The sequence below is a fragment of the Paenibacillus massiliensis subsp. panacisoli DSM 21345 genome (genome assembly GCF_000426545.1).
Lineage (GTDB): Bacteria > Bacillota > Bacilli > Paenibacillales > Paenibacillaceae > Paenibacillus > Paenibacillus panacisoli.
In genome coordinates this window covers 78,092-91,130 of record NZ_KE384537.1, presented here as the reverse complement: position 1 = coordinate 91,130, position 13,039 = coordinate 78,092, and the positions used below count along the sequence as shown (strand labels likewise).

General features: G+C 45.7%; 11 protein-coding genes and 1 CRISPR repeat array. Of the genes, 9 read left to right on the top strand and 2 right to left on the bottom strand.

What is annotated here, in order from left to right:
• Window positions 1-256: 256 nt before the first annotated feature.
• Window positions 257-682 carry an IS3 family transposase gene (locus tag K331_RS0128495; RefSeq protein WP_028592963.1) on the bottom strand — a complete coding sequence of 142 codons (426 nt, stop codon included), beginning with the start codon at window positions 680-682 and terminating at the stop codon, window positions 257-259.
• Window positions 683-954: 272 nt separating this feature from the next.
• On the opposite strand from K331_RS0128495, the gene K331_RS0128490 reads away from it, so the two are divergent.
• On the top strand, window positions 955-2,043 hold the full coding sequence (locus K331_RS0128490; RefSeq protein ID WP_028592962.1) for a low temperature requirement protein A: 1,089 nt from the start codon (window positions 955-957) through the stop codon (window positions 2,041-2,043).
• Window positions 2,044-2,371: 328 nt separating this feature from the next.
• Here the strand turns inward: K331_RS0128490 and K331_RS0128485 are convergent, their stop codons facing one another.
• Window positions 2,372-2,638: a hypothetical protein gene (locus K331_RS0128485; protein WP_028592961.1), complete on the bottom strand. Its 267-nt coding sequence runs from the start codon at window positions 2,636-2,638 to the stop codon at window positions 2,372-2,374.
• Between the two features lie 241 nt (window positions 2,639-2,879).
• Here K331_RS0128485 and K331_RS0128480 point away from each other — a divergent pair, with 241 nt between their 5' ends.
• The 8 genes from K331_RS0128480 to cas2 all read left to right on the top strand — a co-directional run bounded on the left by K331_RS0128480 (window position 2,880) and on the right by cas2 (window position 12,824).
• Window positions 2,880-3,770 carry a YwqG family protein gene (locus tag K331_RS0128480; RefSeq protein ID WP_028592960.1) on the top strand — a complete coding sequence of 297 codons (891 nt, stop codon included), beginning with the start codon at window positions 2,880-2,882 and terminating at the stop codon, window positions 3,768-3,770.
• A 300-nt stretch (window positions 3,771-4,070) separates the two neighbouring features.
• Window positions 4,071-4,436: direct repeats of the CRISPR family, unit length 32 nt; unit sequence GTCGCACTCAATACGAGTGCGTGGATTGAAAT.
• Window positions 4,437-4,863: 427 nt separating this feature from the next.
• Window positions 4,864-7,299 (top strand): CRISPR-associated helicase/endonuclease Cas3, encoded by a 2,436-nt coding sequence (locus tag K331_RS0128475; protein WP_028592959.1) that lies wholly within the window; start codon window positions 4,864-4,866, stop codon window positions 7,297-7,299.
• A 21-nt stretch (window positions 7,300-7,320) separates the two neighbouring features.
• The gene (gene cas5c, locus K331_RS0128470) at window positions 7,321-8,040 is read left to right on the top strand and encodes a type I-C CRISPR-associated protein Cas5c (RefSeq protein WP_025678636.1); all 720 of its coding nucleotides are present in this window, start codon (window positions 7,321-7,323) and stop codon (window positions 8,038-8,040) included.
• Entirely contained in the window at window positions 8,037-9,971 is a 1,935-nt protein-coding gene (cas8c, locus tag K331_RS0128465; RefSeq protein WP_028592958.1) for a type I-C CRISPR-associated protein Cas8c/Csd1, read from the top strand. Before cas5c ends, cas8c begins: the two co-directional genes overlap by 4 nt.
• 12 nt (window positions 9,972-9,983) lie before the next feature.
• A complete protein-coding gene (gene cas7c, locus K331_RS0128460; RefSeq protein WP_028592957.1) occupies window positions 9,984-10,850 on the top strand; it encodes a type I-C CRISPR-associated protein Cas7/Csd2 in 867 nt (288 codons plus the stop codon).
• Window positions 10,837-11,496 carry a CRISPR-associated protein Cas4 gene (cas4, locus tag K331_RS0128455; RefSeq protein ID WP_028592956.1) on the top strand — a complete coding sequence of 220 codons (660 nt, stop codon included), beginning with the start codon at window positions 10,837-10,839 and terminating at the stop codon, window positions 11,494-11,496. The genes cas7c and cas4 overlap by 14 nt, the downstream gene beginning before the upstream one ends.
• Window positions 11,493-12,524, top strand: coding sequence for a type I-C CRISPR-associated endonuclease Cas1c (cas1c, locus tag K331_RS0128450; protein ID WP_028592955.1), 1,032 nt, complete (start codon window positions 11,493-11,495; stop codon window positions 12,522-12,524). The genes cas4 and cas1c overlap by 4 nt, the downstream gene beginning before the upstream one ends.
• A gap of 9 nt (window positions 12,525-12,533) precedes the next feature.
• Entirely contained in the window at window positions 12,534-12,824 is a 291-nt protein-coding gene (gene cas2 / locus K331_RS0128445; protein ID WP_028592954.1) for a CRISPR-associated endonuclease Cas2, read from the top strand.
• Window positions 12,825-13,039 lie beyond the last annotated feature (215 nt).

Here is a 13,039-nt window from a genome sequence, read left to right as displayed (position 1 = left end):
TATTGATGATCCAGCGTCATTTTGATTTGGCGAGCTCCCTTCTTTCTTCCCCGATAATGGTAGGCTTTCAGGAGGATCGCTCTCACTTTTCCATCGTTTTCTTCCTGTTTTTGACGATGCAATCGAGCGTCTTCGCTACAATATCGATAATAGCCGGAACGTGAAACCCGAGCGATTTTGCAAAGAACATGCAACTTGAGCTTGAAAGGATATGTATTCATCATCTGTTGAATAAGTTCGAACTTTTGCCCCGTGCTTAGTTGGATTTCTTTGTTCTCATCTGCCTTTCGAGTTGATCGAGCTTTTTTAAGAATTCATTCTCCGCTTCGAGCCATTTCATTTTCGCTTCCAAACGGATGTATTTCTCTTCGAGACTTAATTCACGGGCCAGAGGGCGGCCTGAGGCGTGTTTTCTAGCGTCTGTTAGACCAGCAATCCCTTGTTCTTGATACGCCGTACGCCAACGATTTGAAGCTCTCATAATTCTGGTTGTACCCAAAACGTCCAAGTCAAAGCCGGCCCCCTGAAAAATCTCACTTGGAAACTTACCTTGATTGTATTCTTGAATAAATCGTTCTTTAAACGCATCCGTATATGTAATGGCTTTGGCACTGACATTTTTCACATAGGGATTTGTTCTTAACTGCGTTTGTTCTTGAGTGGTAAATAATTTTTTTGACATCCGATTCGACCACCGCTCGTTTTAATTAATTGTACACAAAGAAGACCCCACAAGATGACCTTTTTTAAAGTGTCCATCTTATAGGGTACAGTTTATTTTTGCATATTACCACAGCGTCCCAGACTTATAAAAGGTCACAGAAGCGTTCAGACTATCCTTGTACAAGAGTATCGGCGTAAAGTAAATTGCAGACTTTTTATTTAAAATTTTATAGAATAAGATTCGACATATCACAGCGTCATTTGACGCTCACGAGGAGGAAGATTACACGAATGCTGGAGAAAAAGGTGACCTGGCTTGAGCTCTTCTACGATCTGTTGTTCGTCGCTGCGGTCTCCAAAGCCACGCATGTGCTATTGCATGTCGAGCATGGCAGTATTTCGCCAGAGCATCTGGGGAAATTCATACTTATTTTCATCCCGATCTGGTGGGCTTGGGTTGGTCAGACGGTGTACGTCAATCGTTATGGTGAGGATCGTAATACACAACGGGTAGCTATGATTGTGCAGATGTTCTTTGTACTGATCATGATCGCGAGTCTGGATGTGAATTTTGATGCGAACTATTTACCTTTTCTGATCGGATACATCGGTCTAAGGGCGCTAACTGCGATCCAGTATATGATAACGGCCCGTGCTCACACGCATCATAAGCGCGAGACAGCGAGTTTCTTCGGAAAGTATTTCTGGATTGGCATCGTCATCTCATGCCTGTCGATCTTTCTGGACTCGGGGCTGCGGTATGTGGTGTTGTATGCGGGGATTGCGATCGATATTCTAGTGCCGATCATTGGGCGGCGCAAGCTGGTCATCACACCGATTCAGACGTCGCACCTGCTGGAGCGCTTCGCGCTGTTTACCCTCATTTTGCTCGGAGAATCTGTTGTTAGCATGATCTCTGTGCTGGAGGAGCAGCATTTTACGATTCAGTCGATTGTGTATACAGCCTTGTCCTTCATGCTGGTCATTGCTGTGTGGTGGCAGTATTTCGAGAACGTCGAGCGCTATGTGGATAAAGAAAAGCAGACGGCAGGACAGACGATCATGTACGGTCACCTGTTCATTTATCTCTCACTAAGCATGATGGCTGCATCCTTGCAGCTGCTGTACCTTGGAGGCTTGGAGTACACGTTCATCTTGTGCTTTGTGTTCGGATCGGTACTGCTGTATTTCTGGTCGGTGATGTTCACTTTCCATTCGTTCAAATTCAGCCATCGCAAGCCGAGCTATAAGCTCATGCTTTCCTTAACTTCAGTGATTGGCGTGCTATTCGTATCAGATTTATATCTGGCTGCTTCACCGCAGTTGATACTGGATGAGCTGTTAGCATTCTTTATCGTATTTGCGAAATTAACAGCTTGATATGGGATCAAGATGATATGTAGCGGTCTAATCGCGGGAATCTGGTGAGTCACAGGAAATCAATGGAGTAGTCTTATGGAGTAATCTTGACAAAATAATCTCAAAGTCTGGACAAAAAACATGAAGCGGGTAGCAGTGATCGTATAGGATCATGCTCCCGCTTGTTGTATTTGGCAGGTATGCTAGCAGTAGTACCTCTGCTCAAAAGGGAGATTGTGACTGGCTATCAGACAGTGGAAGGATAAACACTCTATGAGTGAAACTGTGCATTGCCCTAGAGCATGGTGCGAATAACGATAGAGATGATAACTTTTTGTAAAAGATAGACTTACCCGTGGAACTCAGGATCTGCCTGTCGGACCACAGCATAGACCGCATCTTCCAGCACTGCATAATCTTCAGGGTAGACCAGTTCCGCAGAACTGAATTGTAGCTCTACACCTCGCACACTCCCAGGTGCCAATTCGATCCTCTGCAGCTTAAGCTCAAAGGCAAAGCCATCCGCAAAGGCAACTCCATCCCGATCTCGGTAAGCATAGAGACCTGAAATGTCCTCCAACGTAACGTTCAGTATGCCCTGGTCTGTGAATTGCATATCAATCATCCTCCATGCTAGATTGTAGATAGCAAGAAATGGTGTGGAAGCGATTTACTCATATGGAGTATATATGATGGCACAAGACATAGGCAAATTCTCGTATAGACAGCGATATACTCCTTATTTTTCGTGCATGTCAGTTCTGAAGGCCAAAACTTGTCTGTACAACAGCTATAAGGAGTGCTCAATCAATTTCAATAGGAATTCAAAAATGACTTGGAAGATTAGGAGGATTCACATGTCTTTATCTGAAGAGAAGCAGCAGCAACTAGATCAATTGTTGGAGGAGCACAGCTTCACACATGCTCGCTCGTATCTGCAGGAGCAGACGCGATCCGGGGTTCGCTTCACCAAAGCCGGAGAGGCAGACTATGGGCGAGTATGTAGCTCCAGAATAGGCGGAGAGCCGGATCTGCCAGAGGAGTGGGCATGGCCGCTGACTAAGGAAGAAGTGCCCGTACCTATGACATTCCTGGCACAGCTTAATTTGGCGGAGCTACAAGGCGTAGACGCTACAGGCCACCTTCCTGCGAAGGGGATGCTGTATTTCTTCGTAGGTGTGGACGAGCCTGCTTATAACATCGACCATCGGGTGCTATATGCCAAGGAGGAAGAACTGCTCACCGCACGTCGTCGCTCGACTCCTGAGGAGACTGCGCTGGAAGAGGAATTCAACGGTTACCAGCTAGCTGCACGGTCATCCTTGGAAGCACCGAATTATGCTTATGTGGATTATGATGTGATTGAAGACGAGGAGCATGAGTACGAGGATTATGAGGATCTGCTATTATCTATGAACGGGGAGGAAGACGATGTAGCTGTGATGTTCGGTTATCCAACGGGGCAGCATGACGACGACTTCCATGAAGCAGTTCTTACGATCCTGACGTGCAAAAACTATGAATACAGCAAGGACAAAGCCCTGAAGGCTATTGCCGGACATTTCGACGGAGATGAGACCCGGGCACAGCAGGAAATTGATAATACCTTGATGCTGCTAGAGATCGAGACAGATAGTGAGATCGGCTTTTGCTGGTGGGATGCGGGCGTGCTGCATTTCTTCATTCGTAAAGAGGATCTGCTGGCAGGCAACTTTGACCGGACTTATTGTGCCTTGTATTCGAGCTAGGGATATAAGGAAATAAAAGATATAAGTGATGTAAATGATGTAAATGATGTAAATAATGTAAGTTAAATGAGAGTGGATTGTGGTCACTGAGGAGGTTCTATGTGGGCATGGGGAATTGCGTGCGTTAGTGGTGCGAACCCCAAGCTCACATGAAATCCCCGGGGGATTCGCACCTCAGATTTTGTCGAAACTGAGTCGAATGTGAATAGGTGGCGTGGAAAAAGCTCGCTGTACCTTTCATTTCTACGAAAGTGCGGTAGAATGAAAGGTGGAAACACCTTTTTTACGTTGTTTTCCGCCGTCGCACTCAATACGAGTGCGTGGATTGAAATACGTCATATTGCGTGAGATTGTAATCCCTCAACGCGTCGCACTCAATACGAGTGCGTGGATTGAAATCAGACGATGCAAGCACAGCTTGCGGTGGATGCTAAGTCGCACTCAATACGAGTGCGTGGATTGAAATTGAACAGAGACATAATCTTTGTACAAGTGCTTGTGTCGCACTCAATACGAGTGCGTGGATTGAAATAGCAAGCATGAAAACAAGCAAGTTTATGATGATATGTCGCACTCAATACGAGTGCGTGGATTGAAATTTTAGTGGCCTCGTACATATCGATTGCTCCACCGGGTCGCACTCAATACGAGTGCGTGGATTGAAATCACTATGTCCCCGACTATGACGTCAGTTCCTATGAGGTCGCACTCTACACGAGTAACGTGGATTAAATAGCTAAAGAGGACCTCCAGCGTAAAAGTGTAGTCAATCCACTTTCCATACTCATTTCCAAGGAACTAAAAGATTCTCCTCAACTTACCATGAAAGTTGAGGGAATTTTTTTTCTCTATGTACGCTCTATCCAAGGGAGAAAATCCAGAAATAATCACGAGCATCAAAAATTGAGTCTTTTGGCGTGGTTTAAAAGTGTGTGTTAAGTGTTTCTTATCCAAAAAAACAAAAAAAGAAGAAAATTGTAGGTTTTTAGCAGGTATTTTAGATAGGTGTATAGAATTATATAGTGCATTATTCGTGCAAATCAATTTTCATATTTTCAGTCATTGGAACTATTTAGAGGTTGGAGTTGATTTGGTGAAATATATTGCTCATATCCGAAAAAGCGATCTTGAGAATCAGTGGGTCGAAGAGCATTTGATTGGCGTGAAGAAGCTTGCTGAGACAATTGGGAATAAGCTCAATATCAGTCATATTACCGGGCTGGCTGGTCTGCTTCATGACATGGGGAAGTTCACGATTGCATTTCTGAACTACATTGTTGAAGCTGTGAACAATCCTGATGCTGCTCCAAAGAGTAAAAAGATAGACCATTCTACAGCAGGTGGCAGACTTCTGTATCAGCTTTTTCATACAGGCAGAATTGACCGTGAGAAGGGCATTTTGGCTGAAATTGTAGGGAACGCGATTATATCCCATCACTCTTATTTGCATGATTACTTGGATCAGGATTTGGATTCGCCTTATCTATACCGGGTCAGGGATAAGGTGGAAGTAATTGATTTTGATAGAAGTGTGCAGTTGTTTTTTGAGAATGTCATGAACGAAGAGGAATTTCAACGGTATGTGGAGCAGGCGGTCTTAGAGCTGAAGAGTTTTCTGGAGATGCGTTCTTCGTGTAACAGGGAAATAAAGTGCATGTTCCTGGCGAAATTTGTTTTTAGTGCGCTCATTGATGCGGATCGTACGGATACGAGACGCTTTGAGGAAGCAATTACAGCTGAGGAAGAGAAGCCACCGTGTGCTAAAGAGCGTTTTCAAAGCTACTACGACAAACTGATTGACGAAATTCAGAGCTTGTCCAATAAAGGGAACTCCAGACCCACCATTAATCAGCTAAGAAGTGAAATGTCAGAGCAATGCGACCGATTTGCAATGCAACCATCTAGTATCTATACGCTATCTATTCCCACTGGTGGGGGGAAAACATTAGCCAGTCTCCGCTATGCTCTAAAGCATGCTATTACCTACGGAAAAAAGCATATTATCTATGTGCTCCCTTACACGACAATTATTGAACAAAATGCCGCAGAGGTGCGCAGAATTTTGAATGATGAGGTACATATTCTGGAGCATCACTCGAATGTTATTGAGGATGATGATGATGACGAGGCAGAAGAAGGGCTTATGAATGTGCGGCAGAAGTTGAAGCTTGCCAAGGATAATTGGGAATCACCGATTATTTTTACGACTATGGTACAGTTCTTGAACGTGTTGTATGCGAAAGGCAGCAGAAATATCAGAAGAATGCACAATCTTTGCGAATCCGTCATTATTTTTGATGAAGTACAAAAAGTTCCTGTGTCTTGTATCTCCCTCTTCAATGAGGCGTTAAATTTTCTGAAGGACTATGGTCACTCTAGCATGATACTATGTACAGCCACTCAACCAGCCTTGGACTTTGTCGAGCATCGTCTGCAACTGAGTTCGGATGCCGAAATCATTCAAAACCTGGATCAGGTCATTACCGCATTTAAGCGAGTAGAGATCAAAGATAAAGCTACTCAGGAGAGTTTCACGAATGAGACTTTGACGGATTTCATCCATTCCAAGTTGATCAAGAAACGCAACATGCTGGTTATTCTAAACACTAAATCCGTGGTCAAGGATCTGTATGAGCGTTTGAAGTCGCAACTAGAGATACCTGTTTATCATTTAAGCACGTCCATGTGCGCTGCGCATCGGAAGGAATTACTAGATGAAGTCCGAGAACGCCTTGAAAAGCAAGAGAGCCTTGTTTGTGTGAGCACACCGCTCATTGAGGCCGGAGTAGATGTCAGCTTTCAAACTGTCATTCGGTCGCTGTCAGGACTGGATTCTATTGCACAAGCGGCGGGAAGGTGTAACAGGCACGGAGAGGATGAGCTTCAGCAAGTGTATGTAATAGACCACGCCGAAGAAAATTTAAAGCATCTGCATGAGGTGAGGAAGGGAAAGGAAATTGCAAGAAAAATGCTAATAGATTTGCAGCGAGAATCAGGTGCGCATGGTGGCCATGTATTGTCCGTTCAGGCGATGCGTAGTTACTTTCAACAATTCTATACAGATGTGGAGGGGCAACTGAATTATAACGTTCCCAAGCTAAATATAGCCATGACGGACCTGTTATTTGCACAATACGAGCATAACCGCTACTACCAGAATTATCGTCAAAATATAAAACAAAGCCCTCCCTTATTTCTCGTCAATAGCTATCGAACGGCAGCCGAGCACTTTCATGTCATTGAAGATAAGACCACTGCCGTTATTGTGCCTTACGGGAGGGGCAAGGATATTATTACGGAACTCAACGGAGCTGAACGGATCGACGATTTCAGCAGGCTAATGCGCGAAGCACAGCAGTATACCATCAATCTCTTTCCCCATGAAAAAAAGAAATTAAGCGATAACGGTGGTCTGGAGCAGTGCCTGGATGGGCAAATATTCGTTCTCAAAGACGGAGCATACAACGAAGAATATGGCCTTGATCCAGAAAATGATAGCTGGTCGGGAGGGTATTACCTTGATGAATGAGCGAAAGGAGGTGAATGTATGATTAGAAATTCAGTTGAATTTTCCGTATATGGAGATTATGCGTTGTTTACGGACCCGTTGACCAGGCTGGGCGGTGAGAAGCTGAGCTACCAGGTTCCGACGTATCAGGCTCTGAAGGGTATTGTGGAGAGCATTTACTGGAAGCCAACTCTCATTATGGTGGTTGATGCGGTTCGTATCATGAACCCGATCCAAATGGAGTCGAAGGGTGTTCGGCCTATTGATTATGGAGGTGGCAATACACTTGCCAATTATACCTATCTTAAAGATGTTCATTATCAGGTGTCTGCCCATTTCGAATTCAACCTGAACCGTCCTGACATGGCTTATGATCGCAATGAAAACAAGCATCATAACATCTTGAAGCGATGCGTTCGCGCAGGTGGTCGCAGAGACATTTTTCTAGGTACGAGAGAGTGTCAGGGCTATGTTGAACCGTGTGTATTTGGAGAAGGAGATTGTTTTTACCAAAGCTATGCTGAAATTCATTTTGGAACCATGGTGCATGGCATCAATTATCCAGACGAGACCGGCAGGAATCAGATGGAGGTTCGGCTGTGGGAGCCTGTCATGCACAATGGCGTGATTACGTTCAAAAAGCCGGAGGCATGTGATAAGGTTCGCGTCATATCTCCTATGCAGCCAAAACAGTTTGATAGCAGCAACGTAGAATCAGCAGAACAATTGCTGATGCGTTGGGGAGGGGAGGTAGAGCTATGAGTTGGCTGCTTAACCTGTATGACACGTATGAGTCTAATCTGGATCGTGTAGGCGAGGTAGCTTTTAGAAATGAAAGGGAGTACACGCTGCTGCCTGTCTCACATACCACGCAAAATGCTCATATTGAAGTGCTTGTCACCGAGGAAGGAGTATTCCACTCTGCACGGGTTATTGCAAAGGGCGACACCAATACATTAATCCCCTGCACAGAGAAATCAGCCAGCAGAGCAGGCTCGGTGATTGCGCCATACCCGTTGCACGATAAATTAAGCTATGTCGCAGGGGATTTTGTGGCCTTTGGCGGCAAGATCAAAGGGGAAGAACCGTTTGCCACCTACATAAATGAACTGCGTAACTGGGCGGAATCCCCGTATGCTCATCCTAAAGTTGTTAGCATTTATCGTTATCTTAGCAAAAGAACGTTGATTCATGATCTAGTCAATCATAATAACATCTTGGCTGTGGACGAGCATAATCAGTTGATTGAGAAGTGGGACAGTAAGTATGAGGCACGTTATCCTGTGAAGCCTGCTATTTTCGGAATCATAGCAGGTGAGCAGACAAGTGCCTTCGTGAGATTTAACGTGTATTCGCCCGATCCCGATCACCTGCTAACGAATGTCTGGAAGGATAAGGAAGTATATAATTCTTTCATTGCTTACTATGCAGAGCGGTTGGGTGATGAGGATTATTGTTATGTAACAGGGGAATTGCTTCCTGGCACGGAACGGCACGCCAATAAAATTCGCAATGCGGGAGACAAGGCCAAATTGATCTCGGCAAACGATACAAGTGGTTTTACGTTCCGTGGACGCTTCGTTGAGAGCAAGGATGCGGCAAATATCAGCTATGAGGTATCGCAAAAAGCACATAATGCACTGAAATGGCTGATTAACCGGCAAGGAAAGATCATAGATGACCGTGCATTCCTTGCCTGGAGCATTGATTCCGTATATATACCTGATCCAATAGAAGATACATTTGCCCTAGATCCAGATGTGATGCCTACCGTAGTGCTCAAGTCTAATACGAATGAAGCGTTAGCGTATGAACTTGCCAAGGCACTTGGTGGGTATAAAAACAAACTTGGAGACGGGGCGGATGCTCAATTCCAGTCTGCTTCTGTCAATATTATGGTGCTGGATTCGGCTACTACCGGCCGGATGGCTGTGCTGTACTACCGCAATATGAACAAGGAAATCTACTTGGACAGGCTTAACGAGTGGCATAGCACATGTGCCTGGCTCCATCGATACCGGAAAAATGATCAAAATGAATTTGTTGCATTTTATGGGGCACCGGCAACACGGGATATTGCATTGGCCGCTTATGGCCCACGAGCTGGGGATAAAGTGGTCAAAGGCCTGATGGAGCGTATGCTTCCGTGCATTATTGACGGTGCAAAGGTTCCGCAGGATATTATCTCAAGTGTAACGAACAGAGCCTCCAATCCTGTTGCTCTGGATAACTGGGAATGGGAGAAAACCTTGAGCATTGCGTGTGCATTAATAAACAAACATTTGAAGGAAAGACAGGAGGGAATGGAATTGGCACTTGATGAGCAAAGCGATGACCGCAGCTATCTGTTCGGGCGGATGCTGGCGGTAGCAGATGTGTTGGAAAGATGGGCTTTGGGTGAAGAGAAACGGGCAACGAATGCGATTCGTTACATGAATGCATTCTCCAGACATCCCGAGCGTACCTGGGTGATCATTCAGCAGGCAATACAGCCCTATCAGGCCAGATTGGGCAGAGAGGCTACGTATTGGTCGAAAATTATTGATGAGATTGGATTCAAGTTCAAATCCGAGGACTTTAACAATGCACCGTTATCAGGTAAATATTTGCTTGGCTTCTATAGTCAACGACATTCGCTTTATCAAGGCAACAAGAAGGATGAGTCCGGCAGTACAGAACAAAACAACAAATAAGGAGTGAGTAGAATGAGTCTGGACCATAAAATTGATTTTGCAGTTGTACTATCTGTTCATAATGCTAACCCGAATGGTGATCCGCTGAATGGCAATCGGCCAAGACAAAATTATGATGGCTATGGTGAAATATCGGATGTCGCACTGAAGCGCAAAATTAGAAATCGCTTGCAGGATATGGGAGAATCAATCTTCGTTCAATCCAATGACCGTAAAGTGGATGGATACAGCAGCTTACGTGAACGGGCTGAGGGCAGTGAAGCTCTCAACAAGATTATGAAGGGAAAAAACGTGTCGAGTGACGAGTTTGCCAAAATTGCTTGTCAGGAATGGATTGATGTACGTGGCTTCGGTCAAGTGTTTGCCTTTAAAGGAGCGAGCAGTGGTGGAGGAGTCTCGGTTGGTGTGCGTGGTCCAATCTCCATTCATACGGCACGGAGTGTTGAACCCATCGACATTACCAGCATGCAGATTACCAAGAGTGTAAGTTCTGAGCCTGGCAAAGAGCGTGGTTCGGATACGATGGGGATGAAGCACCGTGTAGATTTTGGCGTGTATGTATTTTATGGCAGCATTAATACACAACTGGCAGAGAAGACCTCCTTTACGAATGAGGATGCGGAAAAAATCAAGCAGTCCTTGCTAACTCTCTTTGAAAATGATTTGTCCTCAGCAAGACCAGAAGGAAGCATGGAAGTGCATAAACTGTACTGGTGGGAGCACAAGTCGAAGCTTGGACAATATTCCTCGGCGAAGGTGCATCACTCACTCCAGATTACACAGAAAGAGAACGTCGTTCAGTCCAAATCCTATGATGATTACAGCTACGATATTGTGCCATTGGACGGCTTGGAAGTTCAAATCTATGAAGGACTATAACGAAGACGACTATTTACTGCTGTCAGGCATCCAGCATTTTAACTTTTGCCGGCGTCAGTGGGCACTGATTCATATTGAGCAGCAGTGGGCTGAGAATGTGTTGACGATTGAAGGCGATTATCTACATCGTAAGGCGGACGAGCCTCTGATTCGTGAGAAAAGAGGGAACAAGCTGGTTGTTCGCGCACTGCCGGTGCAATCCAGAGAGCTTGGAATTACTGGTATATGTGACGTGGTGGAGTTCATTCATGATCCGAAGGGGATCACGCTTGCAGGCGAGGACGGGCTATACCTTCCTTGTCCTGTTGAATATAAGCGGGGGAAGCCTAAGCGTAACGATTCAGACCATTCACAATTAGTCGCTCAGGTGATGTGTCTGGAGGAAATGATGGTGTGCGACATTGATACCGCTTACTTGTACTATGATGAGATCAAGCATCGGGTTGAGGTCGTTGTTACTGAAGCTGATAGGGAGAAGGTTCGGGCAAGCGTGCAGGAGATGCGGCAATATTATGAACGCAGTCGTACCCCATCCGCCAAGTCAGGTCCGCACTGCAAAAGCTGTTCGTTAAACGACGTATGCATGCCGGATATTTTACATAAAAAATCGGTGGCAAGCTACATTGAAAGCAGGTTAGTTGAATGAAGAAACTATTGAACACCCTTTTCGTTACGCTTCCGGATGTGTATCTGGCGCTCGATGGCGAAAATGTCGTCATCCGGCAGGAAGAAGAGGTGAAGGCACGTTATCCGCTGCATAATCTGGAGTCGATCTATACGTTTGGCTATACTGGAGCGAGTCCTGCTTTAATGGGCAAGTGTGCGTCTAAGAACATCAGTCTAACGTTTATGACCAATACAGGTCGATTCTTGGCTAGAGTCATTGGAGAGGATCGCGGCAATGTAGTGCTGCGCAAGGAGCAATATCGCATCTCGGATAGTGAGACTCGAAGTGCGCGACTAGCCAGGAACATGATTGTGGGTAAGCTGTATAACAGCAAGTGGATTCTCGAACGGGCCATGCGCGATTATGCGCTGCGGATCGATGCCGAGCGAATGAAGAGGGTAACCGCCTCACTTACGGATATCATGAGTCAGGTACGGCAGACAGAGGAACTGGATGTGCTGCGCGGGCTGGAGGGTACTGCGGCGGTTCAGTATAATTCCGTGTTCGATGACCTGATTTTGCAGCAAAAGGAATCCTTCTACTTCTACGGGCGCAGCAAGCGTCCACCTCTCGACAAGGTGAATGCCCTGCTGTCCTTTGCCTATACGCTCTTGTCCAATGATATGAAGTCGGCACTGGAATCCGTCGGTCTTGATCCGTACGTAGGCTTCTTGCATCGGGATCGGCCGGGGCGGGCATCACTTGCGCTGGATATGATGGAGGAGCTGCGCGGCGTATATGCGGATCGGTTCGTCTTATCGCTGATTAACAAGAAGATTGTGAGTGATAAAGGCTTCTATATTAAGGAAAATGGAGCCGTCCTGATGGACGACGACACGCGCAAAAAGGTAATCAAAGCATGGCAAGAGCGCAAGCAGGATCGCATCCTACATCCTTACCTGAATGAACAAATTCCATGGGGGCTCGTCCCGTATGCGCAGTCGCTACTTCTCGCAAGGCATATTCGCGGTGATCTGGATGAGTATCCTCCGTTGCTGTGGAAGTAGGTGTGAATGATGCTAGTGCTAATTACGTATGATGTGAGCACAGTTGATGGGGAAGGGCGCAGAAGACTGTCCAGAGTAGCTAAGAAATGCGTGGATTACGGGCAGCGTGTGCAGAATTCCGTATTCGAATGTGTGCTGGACGAGGCACAGTTCCGCCGCTTGAAGCTGGAGCTTGAGGCGCTAATTGATAAGCAGACAGATAGCCTGCGCTTCTACAATCTGGGGAACAACTATAAGAGCAAGGTAGAACACACCGGAGCCAAGAAGGCTTATGATATGGAAGGACCACTTATTTTGTAGGTGCGAACCCCAAGCGCACATGAAATCCCTGGGGGATTCGCACCTCAGATTTTGTCGAAAACATGTCGAATGTGAACAAAAAGTGAACGCGGAGTTGGGAAACGCTCTCGTACGTCTTCCATTTTACAAGAGTTACGCTACAATAAGGTGAGAAACTAACGTGGAAACGTTATTTTTCGCTGTCGCACTCTATACGAGTGCGTGGATTGAAATAA

Bases quoted from the DNA above. Each gene is read 5' to 3' on its own strand.
- K331_RS0128495 (WP_028592963.1), bottom strand. From the start codon at position 682: ATGTCAAAAAAATTATTTACCACTCAAGAACAAACGCAGTTAAGAACA.
- K331_RS0128490 (WP_028592962.1), top strand. From the start codon at position 955: ATGCTGGAGAAAAAGGTGACCTGGCTTGAGCTCTTCTACGATCTGTTG.
- K331_RS0128485 (WP_028592961.1), bottom strand. From the start codon at position 2,638: ATGCAATTCACAGACCAGGGCATACTGAACGTTACGTTGGAGGACATT.
- K331_RS0128480 (WP_028592960.1), top strand. From the start codon at position 2,880: ATGTCTTTATCTGAAGAGAAGCAGCAGCAACTAGATCAATTGTTGGAG.
- cas8c (WP_028592958.1), top strand. From the start codon at position 8,037: ATGAGTTGGCTGCTTAACCTGTATGACACGTATGAGTCTAATCTGGAT.
- cas7c (WP_028592957.1), top strand. From the start codon at position 9,984: ATGAGTCTGGACCATAAAATTGATTTTGCAGTTGTACTATCTGTTCAT.
- cas4 (WP_028592956.1), top strand. From the start codon at position 10,837: ATGAAGGACTATAACGAAGACGACTATTTACTGCTGTCAGGCATCCAG.
- cas1c (WP_028592955.1), top strand. From the start codon at position 11,493: ATGAAGAAACTATTGAACACCCTTTTCGTTACGCTTCCGGATGTGTAT.
- cas2 (WP_028592954.1), top strand. From the start codon at position 12,534: ATGCTAGTGCTAATTACGTATGATGTGAGCACAGTTGATGGGGAAGGG.